This is a genomic window from Enterococcus ureilyticus (assembly GCF_001730315.1).
Lineage (GTDB): Bacteria > Bacillota > Bacilli > Lactobacillales > Enterococcaceae > Enterococcus_L > Enterococcus_L ureilyticus.
In genome coordinates this window covers 20777-40925 of record NZ_MIKC01000010.1, presented here as the reverse complement: position 1 = coordinate 40925, position 20149 = coordinate 20777, and the positions used below count along the sequence as shown (strand labels likewise).

Sequence of the window (20149 nt, the reverse complement as noted above, 5' to 3'; positions counted from 1 at the left end):
GATATTCGTTTACTCTTTGATAAAAGCGTTTTTATACGTGCTAGTTGCACCAAAGTTATGGTACTCGATTCCTTCGACACCCGGTCGAACTAATTGTCCTCTTGCTTGTTGGTATAATGGAATCAATGCAACATCTTCTTCTACCAAGACTTTTTCAGCTGCAATCAATGTTTCCCAACGTTTTTCCGGTTCGTTTGCATATTTGTTCGACGCATCATCGATTAATTGATCATATTTTTCACTACGATAGCTAGTTTTATTCTTGGTACTAACTGAGCTTTCTAAAAAGGTCATAGGGTCTTGATAATCTGGACCCCACATGCTGACAGAAAGTTCATAGTCCCCTTTTTTCATCAGTTCGATGGAGTTGTTCAATGGAACTGTCTTCACATTGATTTTTAAACCTGGCAGTGTTTTTTCTAATTGACCTTGAATGAATTCTGCCACTTTTTTATCGCCATCACCATCTTTAGATAATAATTCGATGGTCACGTCTCCATTTAATTCTTTTTTCGCTTTTTCTAAATATTCCTTGGCTAATTTTTCATCTGTTTTTACTAGATCCCCAGCTTCTTTTCTAAAATCTTCTCCTGTTTCAGGATTTGCAACAAAGTCTTTTGGAATATAACCATAAATATCTTTGGAACCATCTGCTAAGATATTTTCTACTAGGCTCTTCTTATCAAGCGCATAGGCAACAGCTTTACGTACATTTTCGTTTGCAAAGATCGATGGCTTGTCGTTTCTTTTTTGATTCATTCGTAAAGAATACACTTTTGAGCGTTGAACTGCTTCATAATCAGGATTATCTTTATTTTGCTTAGCGAAATCTCCTGTCAGAATCGCTACATCTAATTCGCCTGATTCATATAGATTGAAAACCGTATTGGTTTCTTTTAACACTTCAAAATGGATTTTTTCTGATTTGACTTTATCTGCATCATAATAATTTGGATTTTCAACCAAATCCCAAGACATTGATGATTGATCCCAGTTTTCCATCAAGAATGGGCCATTAGATACGATATTTTCACTAGATGTTCCATATTCTTTGCCTTTTTCCGTTACAAATTTTTCATTTTGCGGAAAGAAAGGTGAAAATGCTAGTAATGAAGTGAAATAAGTAACAGGCTTTTCCATTTTGATTTCAAGTGTGTAATCATCAATAGCTGTTACGCCTAGTTCATCTGCTGATTTTTCTTCATTTACGATCTCTGTCCCGTTGAGAATCGTGCCATCCATCAAGAAGAAGTAGTTTGCCTGATTTTTAGGATCAGCCATCTTTTTCCAAGCAAAAACAAAATCGTTGGCTGTTACGTTATCTCCATTTGACCATTTCGCATCATCTCTAAGTTTAATAGTGTATGTTTTACCATCTGCCGAAATTTCTGGTAATTCTTTTGCTACAGCAGGAATGATTGTATCTTTTTCATCTAATTGATAGAGTCCTTCAAAAACATTGGATTGGGCATTGACACTTGGTTCATCTTGCGTGAAAATCGTGTCCATCGATCCTACTTCTGAAGCTTCCATCAAGTTTAAGACTTTTGCTGATTTTTGCCCAGTTTCATTCTTCTTGTCTGTACTGTTTGCTGATTTATCGCTTGAATTTCCCCCGCAAGCCGAAAGCAGCAGCACTGTTGTTAACACTGTTAAACTTTGTTTTAACCCTTTTTTCATACGTTCCACCTTTTCCTTCATTTTTATTTATTAGACAAGTTCTTCCATCGCAACTAACTCTTGTTTTACATCCAAATAGGCATATGGAAGTCCTTGGTTCTCATATTCGAATTCTCCCCGCTGATTGTCGATGGGATCAGCTCTGAGAGATTGTTTTGGTGGATTAAAATCGGTTTGAATTTCACTATTTGCTGGCATTCTAAAAATATCTAAATTACCAAAATAATAATTCCAACGATCTAAATCACCATTTCTACGAGCACCGCCGCCAAATGATAAATCTGCGAAAAGCCAACCATACGGTGCAATATAAAATTGCGCCCAATCATGACAGCCGGTATAATATTGGGACACATATAGGCCTGATTGCCATTTTGCCGGAATTTTAGCCATTCGGCATAAGGTGATAAACAAGATTGCTTGAACACCGCAATCGCCCTTTAAATTGACAGCAGCATACTCCGATATGTTCTCAATTGTAAAATATTCCCGCATAAACGAATAATTGACTTTTGTTGTAATAAAGTCATAGATTTTACGTGCTTTGATAATTGGATTAGTCTCCCCTGCTAAAATCTCTGCTAACACTTGTTCCAAGTACGGCGTAAAGCGAATATGCGGAAGTTGCTCGCTTAATTCGAATTCTGGTTGTAGCTCTGAGGCTTTGTTCGGATCTAAATCAACATAATCGACTTGATTGACATAGCTATATTCTACTGAAAAAGTTTGATCTTCTTGTAAAACTGTTTCAAAACAAACAGTACGCTGTGCTTCATTTTCAGGAGCAATAAAACTTGCCTCAGGTGTTGTCTTTATGATTTGTATATCCGAAATTTGTTTACAGTCTTTTGGCAATGGTAAATAAACCTTGACTGTTTCTCCTGGTCGTTCGTATTCTTTTTTTACTTGAATACTTGTTTTCAAATGTAGTTTTACTTTCCGATAGCCACGTTCTTTCATTAGCTGAATATTTTGAGTTAACTCTTGTTTGCGTAGACGATCTGTCTCATTATCTTCTTTGACGATCAATCTTGCTTCATAATCGGCTTGAGTTTTGATCAGGTTCATTAAGAAACGTCGTTGGAAATGGACCTTGCCATCTATATAGAGCCAATCAACTTTTCCTGTTTCCTTCAAAATAGTTAGTTCCTGCTCCTGATACTCTTTAAAGGTTTCCTTCATCATTTTATTTGCTTCGACGAAGTCAAATGGATATTCATTAATGCCAACGATTCGAATAATATCTTGTTCGATCTCTAAGCGTTTTTTTAAAGCTTGTGGTAATTCACTTTCAAGTAGATAGTCAATCAATTTCCCAGCACCATCAAAATCCCCATAATTTTTTAATTTGATTACGTCTTCTGGTAACGGTACGCTCATATAGTTTAACTCATAATACATCTTGTATTCCCCTTTCTTATTTACTCAAACCTAAGCCTGCCTTTGCGGATAACGTAATCAAGCTGGTCGGTTCTAAGCCAACACCACCTGGAATCGCGACTTCATTCAATCCAAAAGTTGCATCTAAATCAGCTCTTGTAATATTTTTAGTTGCGGCGGCCAAATGCGCTGCGGCAGTTACACCAATGTTGGTTTCTTCAACCATACAACCGATCATACACTCAACTCCAGCTGCTTCACAAATACTATTGATTTTAAGTGCTTCATGAATTCCACCACATTTCATTAGTTTAATATTCACAAAATCAACAGCATGTGCTTTGATCAAACGCAGCGCATCTTTAGAATTAAAACAACTTTCATCAGACATAATCGGCGTTGATACGTGATTTGTAACAAAGGTCAACCCTTCAATATCATGATAGGCTACCGGCTGTTCAACTAACTCAATACCATATTCTGCTAAACGATTGATTGTATTTACAGCTTCTTTTGGTTTCCAACCTTGATTGGCATCTAATCGCAGATTTATTTGACTACCGATCGCTTCTCTAATCGCCTTAATTCGTGCAAGATCCGCTGCAAAACCCGTTCCTACTTTGATTTTCAACGTATCAAATCCTTGAGAAACAGCCAATTTCGCCTTTTCAGTCATGATCTCAGGTGTATCAAGTCCGATCGTCATATCTGTTTTGACCGCAGAATCAAATCCCCCTAAAAGTTTATACACTGGTAGGTTAGCTTTTTTTCCAAGTAAGTCATAACAAGCAATATCAATTGCAGTCTTTGCAGAAGGCGCCATTGCTGCAACAGAATTCATGACGTTGTGAACTTTTTCTATATCTAAAGGATCAGTACCTAGTAACTGTTTTTCAAATAATTGAATACACTCAGTTGTCCCCTTTAAGGTTTCACCTGTAATCAAGATTCCAGGTGAGCCTTCACCATAGCCAACAATCCCTTCATCTGTTTCGATTTCAACGATTGCGCTCATTGAATGCTCGATCGTTCCTAATGAAATCGTAATTGGTTCTTTTAACTTTACCGCTTTTGCCGCTACATTAATTTTCGTGATTTTCAAAATATTTCCCCCAGTAGTCATCATTATATTTCATTCGCATCTCTAATTACTCTTTAATATTTAAATCATTCTCAAAGAAATATTAAACGTTCTTTTTTTAATTTCTAGTTAAATTTTATTGAAGATTTTGAATTATTAGTTCCAATTTTAAGTTTCCTCTATGGAATTGTCAACATATTAATGAGAATTAACTGTGGTTTTTTTCATTAAAATCTAAGTGCTTGTAATTTTGTAACGAATTCGAGATAATATGAATGAAAAAAGGACTCTAAACAAAGGACGGCTATAGATGGAATTTAGAAAAATCAAGAATTTACGAAAAGAAAAAAGGATTACATTAACTGAATTAGGAGAAAAAACAGGTTACTCTGCTAGCTTTTTATCACAAATCGAACGTGGTATCAATCGCCCATCACTGGAAGCATTAAGAAAAATCGCTGATGCACTAAATGTCACTGTCGCTTATCTTTTGGCAAATGAAGCCCCTCAAGTTATCCAACACGAAGATGAAACGACTGAAAATGGTTATAAAGTAATTCGAAACTCTTCAGGTACTATCTATAATCCATGGCATACAAATTCTACTTATTATGATACTTTATTTAATTTACCCGTACATACGGATAACATGGTTATCTCAAAAATTTCAATTGATGCTCAATCATCATCTAGCGGTAGAAAAATCGCTCATAATCTTTGTGAAATCAACTACATTCTAAAAGGTGAAGCCACCATCGAACTAAAAGATGAAGTACTTACTTTACACGAAGGCGATGCAATCTTTTTAGAAGCATTTACTCAACATAATATCGTCAATGCAACTGAAAATGAATTGATGCTATTCACTCTACAATTTTGATTTTCTACCTATGTTTACAGACTTAAGCAGCTTATCGTTCCTGCTTTACTGAAAAAGATTCTCATTTACAAAGTATTTAAAAAAAGGTATTATATGGAAAGAACATACTGTAAAAGAGTCGTGTTATTCTTGCAAATATGCGCGCATTGATAAAACAGACGACTAAGAAAAAGGAGTAGATACAATGACTGAAACAAATCAAGAATGGTCTGCTGAAGAGATTGAAGATATCAAAGAGCAGATTTTAACAGCTCTAGAAACGGTAATTGACCCGGAGCTTGGTATTGATATCGTAAATTTAGGATTGATTTACGAAGTAGAATTTGCACAAACTGGTGATACTGTCATTAAAATGACTCTTACAACGATGGGGTGTCCACTAGCTGATGTTCTTACTGAACAGATTCATGAAGCATTAAAAGAAATTCCAGAAGTTAAAAATCCAGAAGTAAAACTTGTTTGGTATCCAGCCTGGACAACTGATAAGATGAGCCGCTACGCAAGAATTGCATTAGGAATCCGTTGATTCTATCTAACATTCCTATTAAGACACAACAAAAAGCTTTCTAACAACTACCTCAACAATAGTTGTTAGAAAGCTTTTTTTAATTTTTAGCTATCATGATCAAGCTGATTGACTCTAAAGAATAAAATTTTTAGATAAAAATATTACTGTAATCACTTATTTTTTGTTTGCTTTTAGTACCGCATTTAACATAATAATCCCAGTAACAATTGTTGTTACGGCCTGAATTAACTTGATTTTATCGATACTTTTTGATTTGACGGTCATAGTTACCCCTCCTGTTGTTTCTATCTCTATAATACAACTAGAACAAATTCATTACCAATATCTCGCTTCATTGACTGATGATAAACACACCAATAATAATGAACACAACCGCTAATACTTTACGAATACTTAGCTTTTCTTTAAAAATAAAATAACTAATAATAACTGTCCAAACATACGTCAATGACGTCATCGGAAACGCAATTGAATAATCTAAAAATTTCAATAACACAATATTCGTCACAGCACTCAAAATATATAAGAAAGACCCTAAATAAATCCAAGCATTAGTCAATACTAACTTAAGACTCATTTGAGGCAAATCATTCATCCCTTTTTTAAGTGCTAAAGCCCCAGCACTCCCCGAAAAAGTCGTAATGATCAAAATCGTTAAAATCGCTGCATAATTGATCATATTTTTTCCTCATTCCCTTCGATTCCTAAAAGGATCGAGCCTACAATGATGAAGCCTGTTCCCAACAATTTATACCACGTAATGCTCTCATTTAGGAATAATGCCCCTAAAACAATTGACAGTGCAAAACCTAAGCTCATCATTGGCTGTAAAATGGAAACTTCACCGTAACGAAAAGCGGCCATCATCACAAACATTCCTGCTCCTGCTGCTACGAAACCAATAGCATAGAGTATAATTGCATAACTCCCAACTCCATCAGCGCCAAATTTCCATGCCAATTGACCTAAACTACTTAATGTTGCAGCAATCAAAATCAGTAAAATACCCAAACTTAATTTCTGTTGTTTATTTCTTTCATCCATCCCACTTCCTCCTCACTTAACAATAACGATGAATAAATTCAAAAACAGTGTCAAAATAGTGATCTGGTTCATAAATAAACGAAGACAAATGCGGTGCCTGTTCCACTATCAAACTTTCTTTTACGCCTTTTGTAGCTTCCATATTTTCATAGAGCATTTGATGTGGGACAAATTTATCTCCTGTCCCATGAATAAACAACGTCGGTAATTTGTTCTGTGCCAGTTGAGAAATTGAGGACGCCTCTTTCAGTGAATAGCCCACTTTTCTTTTCGCTAAATGATTGGCAATAGTCAAAATGGGAAAGGCAGGCAATTTGAAGGCCGAACTCAGCATCACGCCAAATTCACTATAAACCGAAGAATACCCACAATCAACCACTAATCCTTTGACATTTTTAGGTAGTCTCTCCCCACTTGTCATCATCACAGTAGATGCGCCCATCGACCCACCAAATAGAACGATTTCAGCCAATGGTTCGATCGTGATCACTTCTTGAATCCATTTTAGTAAATCTAAACGATCTAACCACCCCATGCCGATCACGTTACCTGTACTTTTACCATGGGCTCTTAAGTCCGGAACTAAAATATTATACTGTTGATCAGAAAATTTTGAAGCAACAAAAGCCATGTCCCGTTTACCATATGAGCGATAACCATGAACACAAATCACCCATTTTTTGCTATCAGGATGGGAAACGATCAAACGACTATATAGCTTTTCACGACCTATTTCCAACCAATGATCTTTAGCTACTTCTTGCTGCCAAAAAAATTCTCCTTGTTGATTTTGCTGCTCTTCAGTTAGGTCATACTTTGATGTCCCTTTATTAAAATTATCTGGATTCATCATCTTGTGACCTGTTTTGTCATACCACTTATTGTTTCTAAAAAGAGCTACGCTCAAGAAAAAATTAGCCGCATAAAATGAAGCCGCAACGATGAAAATCACTACAATCACTAAACCAAACACAATCCACTTCAATAATGACACCTCGATTCTTTATTTTCATTTCTCTCTTAAGTATACTCTTATTTAAGAAAAAAAGTATGAATGTACTCAAAAACAAAAAAGTAAAAAATTCGATTTCTGCGGGACTAAATTAAAAACCAGCCTCTGCATTATCTGCAGTATGCTGGTTTTCATTATACGATTTAGAAATACTCTATTTATTCACAATCTAATGCAATCAGATCCTCAAATGTTTCACGTCGAATGGCTAGTTTGTCTTGACCATTTTCCACGAAAACAACGGCTGGTTTTAAATTACGATTATAATTATTTGCCATTGAATAACCATAGGCACCGGTACTAGTCATCGCAAACAAATCTTCTGGATTCATTGGAGGTAACTCGATGTTTTTGATTAGAACATCACCTGATTCACAATACTTCCCAACAATTCTACTTTCTTGGGTCGCCTCTGTACTAATTCGATTAGCTAAAAAACCATCATATACAGCATCATACAATGCTGGTCGGATATTATCCCCCATACCACCATCTACTGAAACATAGTGACGGACATCTGGTATCACTTTTTGCGATCCAATGGAATAAATCGTAGTTCCTGCTTCTGCAATAATACTACGACCTGGCTCAATCCAAATTTCTGGAAACGCATAATCCAACAATTCACATTGACCTTTTACGCCATTGACAATTGCTTTGACGAACGCTTCTGGCTCTAGCGGATCATCAGCCTCAGTGTACTGAACACCAAAACCACCACCCATATTTAAAATATCTACAGTATAACCAAACGTTTTTTTCCAATCATTCAAAATCAACAACATCTTCTCAACAGCCGCCAAAAATCCTTCTGCAGAAAAAATTTGTGAGCCAATATGACAATGCGCTCCTTTTAGTAACAAATTCTCATCCGCTAAGATTTTTTCTAACGCGTCTGTCGCTTGTCCACTCATAACATCGAAACCAAATTTTGAATCGACCTGTCCAGTTAGGATATATTCATGGGTTTCGGCATCCACACCAGGTGTAATACGAAACATCACTTTTTGCTGCTTTCCTTTTTCTTTTAAAATAGTACTTAATAAATCGATCTCATAAAAGTTATCAATGATGATCATCCCAACATTTTGATCTACTGCATAACTTAGTTCTTCTTTTGTTTTATTGTTTCCATGGAATTCAATATTTTCAGGAGACATCCCACCTTTGATTGCCGTATAGAGTTCTCCACCAGAAACCACGTCACAACCTAATTCTTCTTCTTCTAAAAGTTTGTACATAGCCAAGCAACAAAAAGCTTTGCTGGCATAAATCACCTTATTTTTTACGCCTAAAGAATTGAATGTTTGTTTAAATCCTCGAGCGCGTTCACGAATATGGGCAACATCATAAACAAATAACGGTGTTCCGTATTTTTCAGCTAAAACAACGGTATCACATCCACCGATTGTTAAATGTTCTTGTTCATTAAATTTTGCCGTTCCAAATAATAGTGGCATCTCTTCACCTTCTTCAACAGATTTATTAAAAATAATAGCACAAAAATGAAAAACTTCCTATCTATTTTCCATTTTTTTATAACGAACCATTCAAATTTGTGACAAATGCTCATATAACTTTTCGCTTAGCTTTCTCATGCCATCAAAAGCTGGCTGATTTGCAAAAAGAATCACTAGTTTTTGATTATCCTGATCACCATACACGGCCGTTTCGTACCCACCAAGACTTCCTTGAGAATATTTTAAATCATCAAAATAAATTAGCCCTGCCCGATATCCTTCTTGATCGATATCAGCAAGTTGTTCATACTCTCTTTGTTGGAAAAGTCGACCGTCGGCTAAGCCTTGTATAACTAGCCAAAAATCTTCCGCTGACATATATAAATTACCAGCACCCAATAAGCTAGAAAATAATTTTTTGCTTGCTGGATAAGGATCGTCTTGATAATCTTGCCCTGTATAAAAATAAGGCTGCGGAGTTATTTCATCCGTCGGTAACTGATCCCAAAAATAAGTTTGAGTCAATGATAATGGATCGATCACCCTTTTTTTTACAACCATTTCATATGATTGTCCAGTGATTTGGGCAATAATTCCAGCTAATAAAGTATAGTTCCCATTTGTATAGTCAAATTCTTTATTATGCGTTACAGTCAACGTATCCAGTGCATTCTCCAACTGACTTTCCTCGTCAATCAACAGTTGTTTTGGTGCTTCTTCAACCATCGAAATACCTGAACGATGATCGAGTAATTGCCGGATCGTAATCGTTTGACTAAAATCGATTTGCGGATAAAATTTATCTAAGGTCGCATCTAATTCAAGCTTTCCGTCTTTCACTAATGTTAAAATAATGGCTCCTGTGATTATTTTTTGTAATGAAGCAATAGGAAAAATCCCCTCAATTTTATTTGGATACTTATTCTTCACATCTGCATAGCCATAACTTTTTTCATAGAATTTTGTTTGTTGGTCAATCAATAGGACCGTCCCTTTAAAATGAGAATCATTGATGATTTGATCGATTGTTTCTTGCCGACTGGATGTAGTATCAGTCTCCGTTTGTTTACTCTGTTTAGTTTCAATTAAATGATACTCTTTGTAAAAGAAACAACCACCTACCAGCACTACAAGTAAACAGAACACGCTTATTAAAAGAACTCGTTTACGTAGTCGATTCACGAATATCTCTTCCTTTCCCAATTACTTCCACTAAATTATAGCATTAGCTGACTGAAATAAAGAATACTAAGAAATAGAAAAACTGGAACTGACTTCAATAAGTCATATTCCAGCTCTTTAAGCTATGAAAAAAAATGTTGAATTAATGAGTTGCTTCTATTCTTGTGCAATTGTTAAAATCGCAGATGGGATGCGATAGGGAGAACATGAAATGTAATCTACACCGATTTTTTTCAAGAAACGAATCGATTGAGGATCTCCACCTACTTCTCCACAAACGCCAATTTTGATCGTAGCATCATAACTTCTTATTTTATCTACAGCCATTTTCATTAGAATACCTACACCGTCTTCATCAATATGTTGAAAGGGATCTTCTTTTAACAATTTTTTTTCTTGATACGCACTGATAAATTTTCCAGAGTCATCTCGTGAAAAGCCATACGTCAACTGCGTTAAATCATTTGTACCGAAGCTAAAAAAGTCAGCAACTTCAGCAATTTTTTCTGCAGTTAAACACGCTCTTGGAATTTCTAACATCGTACCAATTTTATAAGCAATAGCTTGGCCTGTTTTAGAAAAAATTGATTGAACTGTTTGCTCCAAACGTTCTCTTAGCCATTTCATCTCTGCTTGACTGCCAATCAGTGGAATCATGATTTCAGGAACAATCACGCTGTCTGTTTCTTTTTGAGAAATCTCCAAAGCACTTTCAATAATAGCAGCTACCTGCATCTCATATATTTGTGGTGTGGTAACCGCCAAACGACAACCACGGTGCCCAAGCATTGGGTTTTGTTCATGCAGTTCTTCAATTCGATGATTGATTTCCTCTATTGTTCGTTGTGTCGCACTGGCTAAATGGGCAATTTCTTCTTCCGTCTGTGGTAAAAATTCATGTAAGGGTGGGTCTAATAAACGAATTGTACAAGCTTTGCCTTTTAATAACGTAAACATCGTCCGAAAATCTTCTTTTTGAAATTCTTTTAGGTTATTTAACGGTTTCATTAGTGATTCTTCATTTTCCGCCAAAATCATTTTGCGCATTTCGAATATTCGCTTTTCACCAAAAAACATATGCTCTGTTCTCGCCAAGCCAATTCCTTCGGCTCCTAATTTTAGCGCAGTTTTAATATCTGCGGGTGTTTCTGCATTTGCTTTCACACCAATACTGGCTTCTTCTTTTGCCCAATCCGTGATCGTTTCTAGCAACTGCCATTCATCACCTTCAACATAGGGAATACTACCTCTATAAATGGTTCCTGTTGTTCCATCGACAGAAATCATCTCTCCTTGACGTAAAATAACATTTCCTGCTGTGGCTTGCTCTAGAAATTCATCAACATATATTTCTTCACAACCGGCAACACAACAAACGCCCATCCCACGAGCGACTACTGCAGCATGCGATGTCATACCACCTCTAGAAGTGACGATTGCTTCACTCACTACCATCCCTTCAATATCTTCTGGTGAGGTTTCTTGCCGAATTAGGATGACCTTTTCTCCTTGTTCACTCGCTTTTTTTGCCCCTTCAGCTGTAAAATAAATGTTTCCACTAGCAGCACCTGGACTTGCTGGCAGACCTTTCGCAAAAATAGTCGCTTTTTCTAATTCATCTGGTTCAAAAACCGGATGGAGTAATTGCGTCACCATTGTTGGATTAATTCGCTGAATTGCTTCTTTTTTAGAAATAATTCCTTCTTCTACTAATTGAATACAAACCTTAAACGCAGATTTGGCCGTCCGCTTACCATTTCGCGTCTGTAAAATATATAATTTTCGATTTTCGATCGTAAACTCAATATCTTGCATATCCTTATAATGACATTCCAATAAATGACTTATTTTCAAAAATTCTTGATAAACTTCTGGCATCAACGTTTCAAGTTGACTGATTGGTTGTGGCGTTCTTACTCCTGCCACAACATCTTCCCCTTGTGCATTGAGTAAAAATTCTCCAAAAATTCCTTTATCACCTGTAGCAGGATTTCTTGTAAAAGCTACCCCTGTTCCACTATCAGTCCCAAAGTTACCAAAGACCATCTCTTGGATATTGACCGCCGTTCCTAGTGAATCAGAAATATCATGTAGACGGCGATAAGTGATAGCTCTGCGATTATTCCACGAACGAAAAACAGCTTCAACTGCTAGAGTCAATTGCTCGTATGGATCTTGCGGAAACGGTTGATGGATCACTTCCAAAAATATATCTTTATAAACCGTTACCAATTCTTGCCAATCAGCCGCTTGCATCTCTGTATCCGAGTGATAGTTATTCTTTGACTTATAAAAATCCAATTGTTCTTCAAAACGATTTTTATCAATACCACAAACAACATCACCAAACATTTGCAACAATCTCCTATAACAATCGTATGCAAAACGTTCATCACTAGTCTTTTTAGCCAGACCAAGCACCGTCTCATCATTTAACCCTAAATTCAAAATAGTATCCATCATGCCAGGCATTGAAAATTTGGATCCGCTTCTTACTGAAACTAATAATGGATCAGCGACATTTCCAAATTTTTTTGCCGTGCTTTTTTCCATACTATGAATATGCACTTGAATCTCTTCATTCAGTTCCTTTAAGACCTGCTCTTTTTCTTTTAAATAAGCTAAACATGCTTCTGTTGTGATTGTAAAACCAGTAGGAACAGGTAATTTCAATTTCGTCATCTCCGCTAAATTTGCTCCTTTACCTCCTAACAAATCAGCTTGTTCTTTACTTCCTTCTAAAAAATCAATCACATATTTCACTCGCAAACTCTCCTTCTCTCTAATAGTGTATCACATTTGTATAAAAATCATTATATTGTGTATCACATTTGTTGTCAATCATTATTAGTGTATCTTATTTTTATGGTTGCTTTATTTTTATAAGAAATATATAATAATTAGTGTGTCACATTTAGAAAGTAGGTCAATAAAATGAAACTTACCTCAAGGCAATTAGAAATCATCAAAATCGTTAAGGAGAATGAACCGATCAGTGGTGATAATATTGCAAAAATACTAGGATTGAGTCGGGCGACCTTGCGCAGTGATTTAGCTATTTTGACGATGACTGGTTTGCTTGATGCTAGACCAAAAGTCGGTTATTTTTATACTGGTCAAACAATTGAACCCTTACTCTATGAAAAATTGTACAAAAAAAAGGTGGAAGACATCATGTTACCTCCTATCCTCATTCATCAAAGTACGACAGTTTATGATGCTGTAACCAATTTATTCATGTATGATGTTGGTTCTTTATACGTCAAAGATGACAATGATGAGTTGAATGGTATCCTTTCTCGCAAGGATTTGCTTCGAGCAGCTATCAGTAATCCAAATACTGAAAAAACACCAGTAGCCATGATCATGAGTCGTATGCCCAACATCATCACCATCACTCGTGATCGTACGATTTTAGAAGCTGGCGGCTTATTGATGCAGCATAGTATTGATACCTTGCCCGTTGTTACACTTGATCAACCAAAAAAAGTGATTGGAAAAGTCACAAAAACGAGAATGATGGCCTATTTTATCAATGCAGGCAATGATATTGAAAAGGAAAATTATTAATCAAAAAACGGATCAAACAACCGAACCTTTAAAAATTAGGAGAGTGTATTCATGCAAAAGGATAAAATTAAAATTTATTTAGTCTCAGATTCAGTTGGAGAAACCGCACAAAAAATCATTTCTGCTGTCTCAGCTCAATATCCGAGCATTGATATGAGCGATATTCAACGATTCCCATTTATTACAGATGAAGAATTATTACAGCCGATTCTAAAAGATGCCCTTCACGATAAAGCAATCGTTGTTACAACGCTAGTCAACAAAAAACTAGTCAATTTAGTGAAAGATTTCGCTACTCGAACTGGATTACAATTTGTTGATTACATGAGTCCTTTAAGTGAAATTGTTGAGGGAACTTTTGGGGTTCAGCCTTTGCAAGAACCAGGTGCTATTCACAAGCTAAACGAACAGTATTTTAGCCGCGTTTCTGCAATTGAGTTTGCCGTAAGATATGACGATGGAAAAGATGCAAAAGGGTTCTTGGACGCTGATTATGTCTTATTAGGTGTTTCACGTACATCCAAAACGCCATTAAGTATGTATATGGCCAATCGCAATCATAAAGTAGCTAATTTACCTTTGATTCCAGAAGTTGCTTTACCTGCAGAACTAGACCAGATCGATCCAAAGAAAATCATCGGATTAACAACCAGTATTGATAGCTTGATGGGCATTCGCAAATCGCGTTTACATTCACTGGGATTGAAAGAAGATTCTGCTTATACAAACGCGCAGCGTATCCAAGAAGAGCTAGATTATGCTAATCGAATCTTTGAAAAATATAATGCCCTAGTAATCAATGTTGATAAAAAATCAATTGAAGAAACGACAACAATAATCGAAGATTTGGCACAAAACCAATAGTAAGGAGTCCTCTTGATGAGTAATCTTCACTCAAATGAGCTGATTGCCGAAATTATTAATTTAGAAGCTATTTTAAATTTACCAAAAGGAACGGAACATTTCATCAGTGATCTTCATGGTGAGTTTGCCGCCTTCAATCATATCTTGAGAAATGGCTCAGGAAGTATTCGTGACAAAGTAAGTACGCTGTTCAGTCAAGAACTTTCTCAAGACAAAATAGATGAACTCTGCTTTTTAATCTATTATCCAGAAGCAAAGATACAGTCATTAAAGAAGGCGCAAAGTTTACCGCAAAATTGGTGGTTTGAAACGATTGAACAGTTACTGATCATTGTCCGATTTGCATCAAGTAAATATACACGTTCTAAAGTCCGTAAAGCATTACCACAAACTTACGCCTATATTTTAGAAGAATTGATTTATCAATACGATGAAACCACAGATAAAAAAGCCTATTATCGACAAATCATTCAAAAAATCATCGAACTTGGAGAAGCTGAACGTTTTATAGCCGACTTGTCTTATTTAACGCAACGTTTTGTGATCGACCATCTTCACGTGATTGGAGATATCTATGATCGAGGACCTCACCCTGATAAAATAATGGATTCTTTGCTCGACTACCACTCACTTGATATTCAATGGGGCAATCACGATATCATTTGGCTTGGCGCTGTCAGCGGCTCTAAAGCTTGTTTAGCGAATGTATTACGAATTTGTGCCCGTTATGGCAACTTAGACCTCTTGGAAGAGGCCTACGGTATTGATTTACAGTTACTAAAATCATTTAGCCGTAAAATCTATCAGGAAAATAAGGATTTTTTCCCTAAAAAAAATCCTTACAGAGAACTTACAACTCTAGAAAGCACAGATGCAATGAAAATCCAGCAGGCGATGGCAATGATCCAAGAAAAATTAGAAGGACAATTAATTCAGCGCCGTCCCGAATTTCAAATGGACCATCGATTATTATTAGACAAGATTCATGAAAATCAGCTTATGATCGATGGTCAAGCTTATCAGTTAGTCAATACCTGTTTTCAAACAGTTGACTGGAAGCAGCCTTGTCAATTATCAGCAGAAGAAGAATTGGTCATCAGTGATTTATTGGAGCAGTTTCAAAATTCCCCAAAATTAAAACAGCACATGACTTTTCTTATGGAAAAAGGCGCATTGTATCTGTCTTATAACCACAATTTATTGATTCATGGCTGTATTCCTCTTAATGATGATGGATCATTTCAAGAAATTAGCTTTAACAAAAATAAGTATGCGGGTAAAGCGTTACTAGATTTTTTTGAAACGAATATTCAGCAGGCCTTTTCAAAACCATGGTTAACCGAAGATTTTTCAACAGATCTCGTTTGGTACTTATGGTGTGGTGAGCGTTCATCACTCTTTGGAAAAAAAGCAATGAAAACATTCGAGCGCTATTTTATTGAAGAATGTCAAACCCACGTGGAAGAAAAAAATGCTTATTACTCATTAAGAAATGATCCTCAAGTATGCCAAAATATCTTAAAAGCTTTCGGGCTTAATGAACCTGATAGCCACATTATCAACGGCCATACTCCTGTAAAACAAATCAAAGGCGAATCACCAATCAAAGCTGACGGCAAAATGATCGTTATTGATGGCGGTTTTTCAAAAGCTTATCAAAAAGTCACTGGAATTGGCGGTTATACACTTTTATATAATTCTTTTGGAATGCAGTTAGCCGCCCATAAACCCTTCTCTGATCAAGAAACTGCCATCGAAAAAAATGATGATATTATTTCTACCCGCCAAATCGTTGACCGGAAAATTGAACGTTTAAAGGTCAAAGATACAACGATTGGTCATACTTTGATCAAAGAAACCCAGCAGCTAAACAATCAATTGAAACATTCTGGTCAATCAGCTTTTTAACTAAAAAAACGTGAAACAAAACTAAAGTACAGTTTTGTTCCACGTTTTTCCTTTTTACTTAACCAGTTCAAATCGTTGATTCTTTAGTTCATAAACCGCATCACAAGCATTCGCTACTTCTTGTTCATGGGTCACAATAATTATGCATTTTTGTTGTTCATGTGCCACTTTTTGGAACAACTGAACGATTTCTTTGGATGTTTTCTCATCTAAATTCCCGGTAGGTTCATCGGCTACAATCAGTTCATGGTCACAACATAACGCTCTAACAATTGCCACACGTTGTTGTTGTCCACCAGAAAGCTGGGTCACATTCTTAGTGGCAAGGACCTCATCAATCCCAACATTCGCTAAATTTTCTAGAGCATAGGTCTTTTTATCAGCCTGTTTTGAACTTGATATTGACATAGCTGTTAAAACATTATCCAGCGCTGACATGTAAGGGAGTAAATTATACGCTTGGAAAATAATCGAGACATCGTTTTTACGATAATTTCTAAGACCAATTTTTTTCAAGGATTCTTCATTGTAAAGGATCTCTCCAGCCTTTGGCAAGTCTAGTCCTGCAATTAAAGAAAGAAATGTCGTCTTGCCAGAACCACTCGCTCCTAAAATAGCGTACATTTTTCCTCGCTGAAACGTTAAATTCACATTTTTATAAAGAAATTCGTCTTCATTTTTATACCAATAGCCTACTTCTTGTGTTTGTAACATCGCAATTCCTCTTTTCTATGTGGTCAAGATTTTTTTTGGTTGCAATCGCAAAATACCAACGGAAGATAAAACTATCGAGAAGAAACTGATTAGAATACCTAAACCTGCTAATAGTGCGATTTCTTTTGGTTGTACAGAAATATTTAACTCTTGGATCGCTTCTGCTGCTTCAACAGAGCTTGCTCCGATTCGACCCATGGCTCCTCCTGGCCCGCCTTGGCGCTGTTGTCCGTCACCGCCCATTTTATCTGGTTGACCTTGATTCGTTTCCGTTTGTTGAGCATTTTGAGATTGTTGGTTGATCAATTGTTCACCGACAACATTTCCGACAATATTCCCACTAAATGTTGCAATGACTAAAGCAACAACCATACAAATAATGATCTCACTGAAAAATTGTAAGACAACTTTAAAGCGTGATTCTCCAAGTGATAATAATACACCAATTTCATATCGCCTTTCTCTAATTGTCATCATGACGATCAGAGTTAAAATAATTACTCCCGCGACCGCGACTAAAATCACAATATTTTTAGCAAAACTTGCAACATTATTCAAAGGTTGTAGCATTTGTTGATAGGCTTGATCGTTAGTTTGCAAACTAAAGCTGTCTGTATCAATCAGCTTTTCAGCAGAGGCAACAAAGGTGTCCATTGCTTTTGGATCACTAAGTGTGTAGCTTGCTGAATCAATCGTTCCTGTTGCGTCATCTCCTTTTAAGGTATTTGCAAAGGTATATGATGTATATAAGGTGTTCGCTGGATTCAAGAAATTGAACTGCATCCCCATGCTGTCTCCGTTTTCAGATGTCTTATAAATTCCTTTGATCGTTAATTCATAAGTTTTCGTCTCATCTTCGGGATCTGTCAGTTTAAATGTATCGCCAACGTTTAATTCATTTGCCTCAGCAAGGGTTTGCTCAATAACGACATTATTTGTCTCCACATCAGCCTCACTGATTGCTTCACCACTTGTGATTTCAGCAATGCCGTCTGAAAAATCACTCAACATCGACAAATCCATTACGCCACTTACTTGAAAATCGCTTTGCTGCTGCATAGCCATCGGTCCACCGCCCATTTGTCCATCACCTCGAGCTTGTTCCTCCCCTTCATTAACAGCTTGTTCATTATTACTTGTTGAAGAAGTTGTCGTCTCACTTTCCGAATCAGTTGAAATCGGTGTGATCCCATCACCTGCTCCAGCCGATGAAGAGGCTAAAAATGAATAGGATTTCACATTGTCTAAAGCAGCGATTTTTTGCGCATCTGCTAATGAAACTGGCGTCAAACTAAAACTACCTGGATCTGGTTTTGTACTGGTAATGCTGTCTTGACTTTTCTTCATCGCAGCTTCACGATTCGCCGATAGCGTGACACTGGCACCAACACTTTTCTTGGCATTTTCTGTTGCAGTGATTGCAGCGCTTTGAATGGTTAATCCAGCTAAAACAAAAATTAAAATCGCTGAAAAAACAGCACATAATAAAAATGTTCGTCCCTTTTTAGCTTTCATACTTAATGCTGCTCGTTTGATAAAATTCATATAATTCCTCCTTAAATAAAAAACGCAACGGACTCATTTTATTGTTCCTAAAAATTAATCCGCCAACTCTAGCTGATCCATCTGTATTAATGATTTGCCAAAGCAATTAATACTATTTCTTCTGGACAGATACTACTTTAGTTTACAGACCTTAAACAAACCTTAAATACAGATTTCAATTATTTTCGTCCATATCTAACCTTGCAAATCTACAAGAAAAATGATTAAATGATTGTGGCTCTATTTTTAATGAACTAGATAAATAAGTATCAGATAAGATTGCTATCTTACAATTGTTAGAAAGGAACGAAAGGTATTTGGAAAAAAAGAAAATGACTCTATATGGAATGATTTTCTCTATTTGTTTCTTCTTGATCGTATCGTTCTTTTTTTCTGCTCATACAGTAGATTATGCAAACGAAGCAGAAATAAGTGAAAAAATTAGTATTCCAATCAAATCAGCAGCTGTTTCGGCAAACAAAAATCCTGAACCAAAAACTATAGAAACTCCTGAGCTGACGGATTTCTACCATAAAATCAACCAAACAATGATAGATGCTGCCAAAACATTTAATGGCGACATAGGTATGACTTATGTTGACTTAACTACAGGCAAGCAAATTTCTGTAAATGGAACGAAAGAATTTTACAGCGCTAGTACGATCAAAGTTCCTTTAGCAATGATGATTGCGGATAAAGTTGAATCAGGGAGTCTAAAATGGGAAGATCAGCTTACTTTTAATGAAAAAGAAGATTATGAAGATGGAACCGGGATCATTATCAATAATATCCAGCCACAATATTCGGTGAGAACTTTGCAAGAATATAACATCACCTATTCTGATAATATTGCAAAAAACATGTTATATGACACTTTTGGTGGTGATGTTAAAGCAAAACAAGCACTTTATGCTCATTTTTTACAAAAAGAAACGGATTGGGATGACGCAAAATTCACCTCTGAAGATGCGGCTAAGATTCTTAAGATTTTGTATAAAGAAAAAGCATCAAATGTGGAGTATCAAACGATTTATGACTATATGAAAAACACTGTTTTCCATGAACGAATGGAGACTCCAACAACCGCAGGTAAAGTGGCCCATAAAATTGGCTCCTATGAAGGCTTTCTACATGACATTGGTATTTTGGAAACAGAACAGCCTTTTATCTTGACGGTGTTTACAAAGGGTCAAACAGATGCTGGTATTGCTTTTATCTCAACGATCACTGATCAATTGTGGACGATTCAAAAAAATAATTATCCAAATGAATAATCATTTTTAAACAGATTATTGAGCGA

The 20149-nt window shown here is 36.2% G+C and carries 17 protein-coding genes; 6 read left to right on the top strand and 11 right to left on the bottom strand.

Going from position 1 to position 20149, the window contains the following annotated elements:
- Positions 1-9: 9 nt before the first annotated feature.
- From BCR24_RS06135 to BCR24_RS06125, 3 genes are read right to left on the bottom strand one after another with little or no spacing between them, the layout of a single operon-like run.
- Complete coding sequence (locus tag BCR24_RS06135; protein ID WP_069639688.1) at positions 10-1680, bottom strand: peptide ABC transporter substrate-binding protein; 1671 nt, start codon at positions 1678-1680, stop codon at positions 10-12.
- A 30-nt stretch (positions 1681-1710) separates the two neighbouring features.
- Positions 1711-3081, bottom strand: coding sequence for a transglutaminase domain-containing protein (locus BCR24_RS06130; RefSeq protein ID WP_069639687.1), 1371 nt, complete (start codon positions 3079-3081; stop codon positions 1711-1713).
- Between the two features lie 16 nt (positions 3082-3097).
- Entirely contained in the window at positions 3098-4162 is a 1065-nt protein-coding gene (locus BCR24_RS06125) for a dipeptide epimerase (protein WP_069639709.1), read from the bottom strand.
- A gap of 289 nt (positions 4163-4451) precedes the next feature.
- On the opposite strand from BCR24_RS06125, the gene BCR24_RS06120 reads away from it, so the two are divergent.
- Together BCR24_RS06120 and BCR24_RS06115 are read left to right on the top strand one after the other, a co-directional pair.
- Positions 4452-5021: a helix-turn-helix domain-containing protein gene (locus BCR24_RS06120; protein WP_069639686.1), complete on the top strand. Its 570-nt coding sequence runs from the start codon at positions 4452-4454 to the stop codon at positions 5019-5021.
- A 184-nt stretch (positions 5022-5205) separates the two neighbouring features.
- Entirely contained in the window at positions 5206-5547 is a 342-nt protein-coding gene (locus BCR24_RS06115) for a metal-sulfur cluster assembly factor (RefSeq protein ID WP_069639685.1), read from the top strand.
- Positions 5548-5881: 334 nt separating this feature from the next.
- On the opposite strand, the gene BCR24_RS06110 is transcribed toward BCR24_RS06115, so the two are convergent.
- The 6 genes from BCR24_RS06110 to ppdK all read right to left on the bottom strand — a co-directional run bounded on the left by BCR24_RS06110 (position 5882) and on the right by ppdK (position 13011).
- A complete protein-coding gene (locus BCR24_RS06110; protein WP_069639684.1) occupies positions 5882-6229 on the bottom strand; it encodes an EamA family transporter in 348 nt (115 codons plus the stop codon).
- Positions 6226-6594 carry an EamA family transporter gene (locus BCR24_RS06105; RefSeq protein WP_069639683.1) on the bottom strand — a complete coding sequence of 123 codons (369 nt, stop codon included), beginning with the start codon at positions 6592-6594 and terminating at the stop codon, positions 6226-6228. Before BCR24_RS06105 ends, BCR24_RS06110 begins: the two co-directional genes overlap by 4 nt.
- A gap of 16 nt (positions 6595-6610) precedes the next feature.
- The gene (locus BCR24_RS06100; RefSeq protein WP_069639682.1) at positions 6611-7579 is read right to left on the bottom strand and encodes an alpha/beta hydrolase; all 969 of its coding nucleotides are present in this window, start codon (positions 7577-7579) and stop codon (positions 6611-6613) included.
- 185 nt (positions 7580-7764) lie between these two features.
- Positions 7765-9066 (bottom strand): diaminopimelate decarboxylase, encoded by a 1302-nt coding sequence (lysA, locus tag BCR24_RS06095; RefSeq protein ID WP_069639681.1) that lies wholly within the window; start codon positions 9064-9066, stop codon positions 7765-7767.
- A 90-nt stretch (positions 9067-9156) separates the two neighbouring features.
- Positions 9157-10248: a serine hydrolase domain-containing protein gene (locus tag BCR24_RS06090; protein ID WP_069639680.1), complete on the bottom strand. Its 1092-nt coding sequence runs from the start codon at positions 10246-10248 to the stop codon at positions 9157-9159.
- 156 nt (positions 10249-10404) lie between these two features.
- Positions 10405-13011, bottom strand: coding sequence for a pyruvate, phosphate dikinase (gene ppdK, locus BCR24_RS06085; RefSeq protein ID WP_069639679.1), 2607 nt, complete (start codon positions 13009-13011; stop codon positions 10405-10407).
- 171 nt (positions 13012-13182) lie between these two features.
- Between ppdK and ccpN the strand changes: the two genes are divergently transcribed.
- Genes ccpN through BCR24_RS06070 form a run of 3 tightly spaced genes read left to right on the top strand, consistent with a single transcriptional unit; the run spans position 13183 to position 16590 of the window.
- The gene (gene ccpN / locus BCR24_RS06080) at positions 13183-13818 is read left to right on the top strand and encodes a transcriptional regulator CcpN (RefSeq protein ID WP_069639678.1); all 636 of its coding nucleotides are present in this window, start codon (positions 13183-13185) and stop codon (positions 13816-13818) included.
- A 51-nt stretch (positions 13819-13869) separates the two neighbouring features.
- Positions 13870-14682: a pyruvate, water dikinase regulatory protein gene (locus BCR24_RS06075; protein WP_069639677.1), complete on the top strand. Its 813-nt coding sequence runs from the start codon at positions 13870-13872 to the stop codon at positions 14680-14682.
- A gap of 15 nt (positions 14683-14697) precedes the next feature.
- Positions 14698-16590, top strand: a complete 1893-nt coding sequence (locus tag BCR24_RS06070; RefSeq protein WP_069639676.1) for a fructose-bisphosphatase class III — start codon at positions 14698-14700, stop codon at positions 16588-16590.
- Between the two features lie 54 nt (positions 16591-16644).
- On the opposite strand, the gene BCR24_RS06065 is transcribed toward BCR24_RS06070, so the two are convergent.
- Together BCR24_RS06065 and BCR24_RS06060 are read right to left on the bottom strand one after the other, a co-directional pair.
- The gene (locus tag BCR24_RS06065) at positions 16645-17304 is read right to left on the bottom strand and encodes an ABC transporter ATP-binding protein (protein WP_069639675.1); all 660 of its coding nucleotides are present in this window, start codon (positions 17302-17304) and stop codon (positions 16645-16647) included.
- A gap of 15 nt (positions 17305-17319) precedes the next feature.
- Positions 17320-18849 carry an ABC transporter permease gene (locus BCR24_RS06060; protein WP_069639674.1) on the bottom strand — a complete coding sequence of 510 codons (1530 nt, stop codon included), beginning with the start codon at positions 18847-18849 and terminating at the stop codon, positions 17320-17322.
- 332 nt (positions 18850-19181) lie between these two features.
- On the opposite strand from BCR24_RS06060, the gene BCR24_RS06055 reads away from it, so the two are divergent.
- Positions 19182-20123 carry a serine hydrolase gene (locus tag BCR24_RS06055; RefSeq protein ID WP_069639708.1) on the top strand — a complete coding sequence of 314 codons (942 nt, stop codon included), beginning with the start codon at positions 19182-19184 and terminating at the stop codon, positions 20121-20123.
- Positions 20124-20149 lie beyond the last annotated feature (26 nt).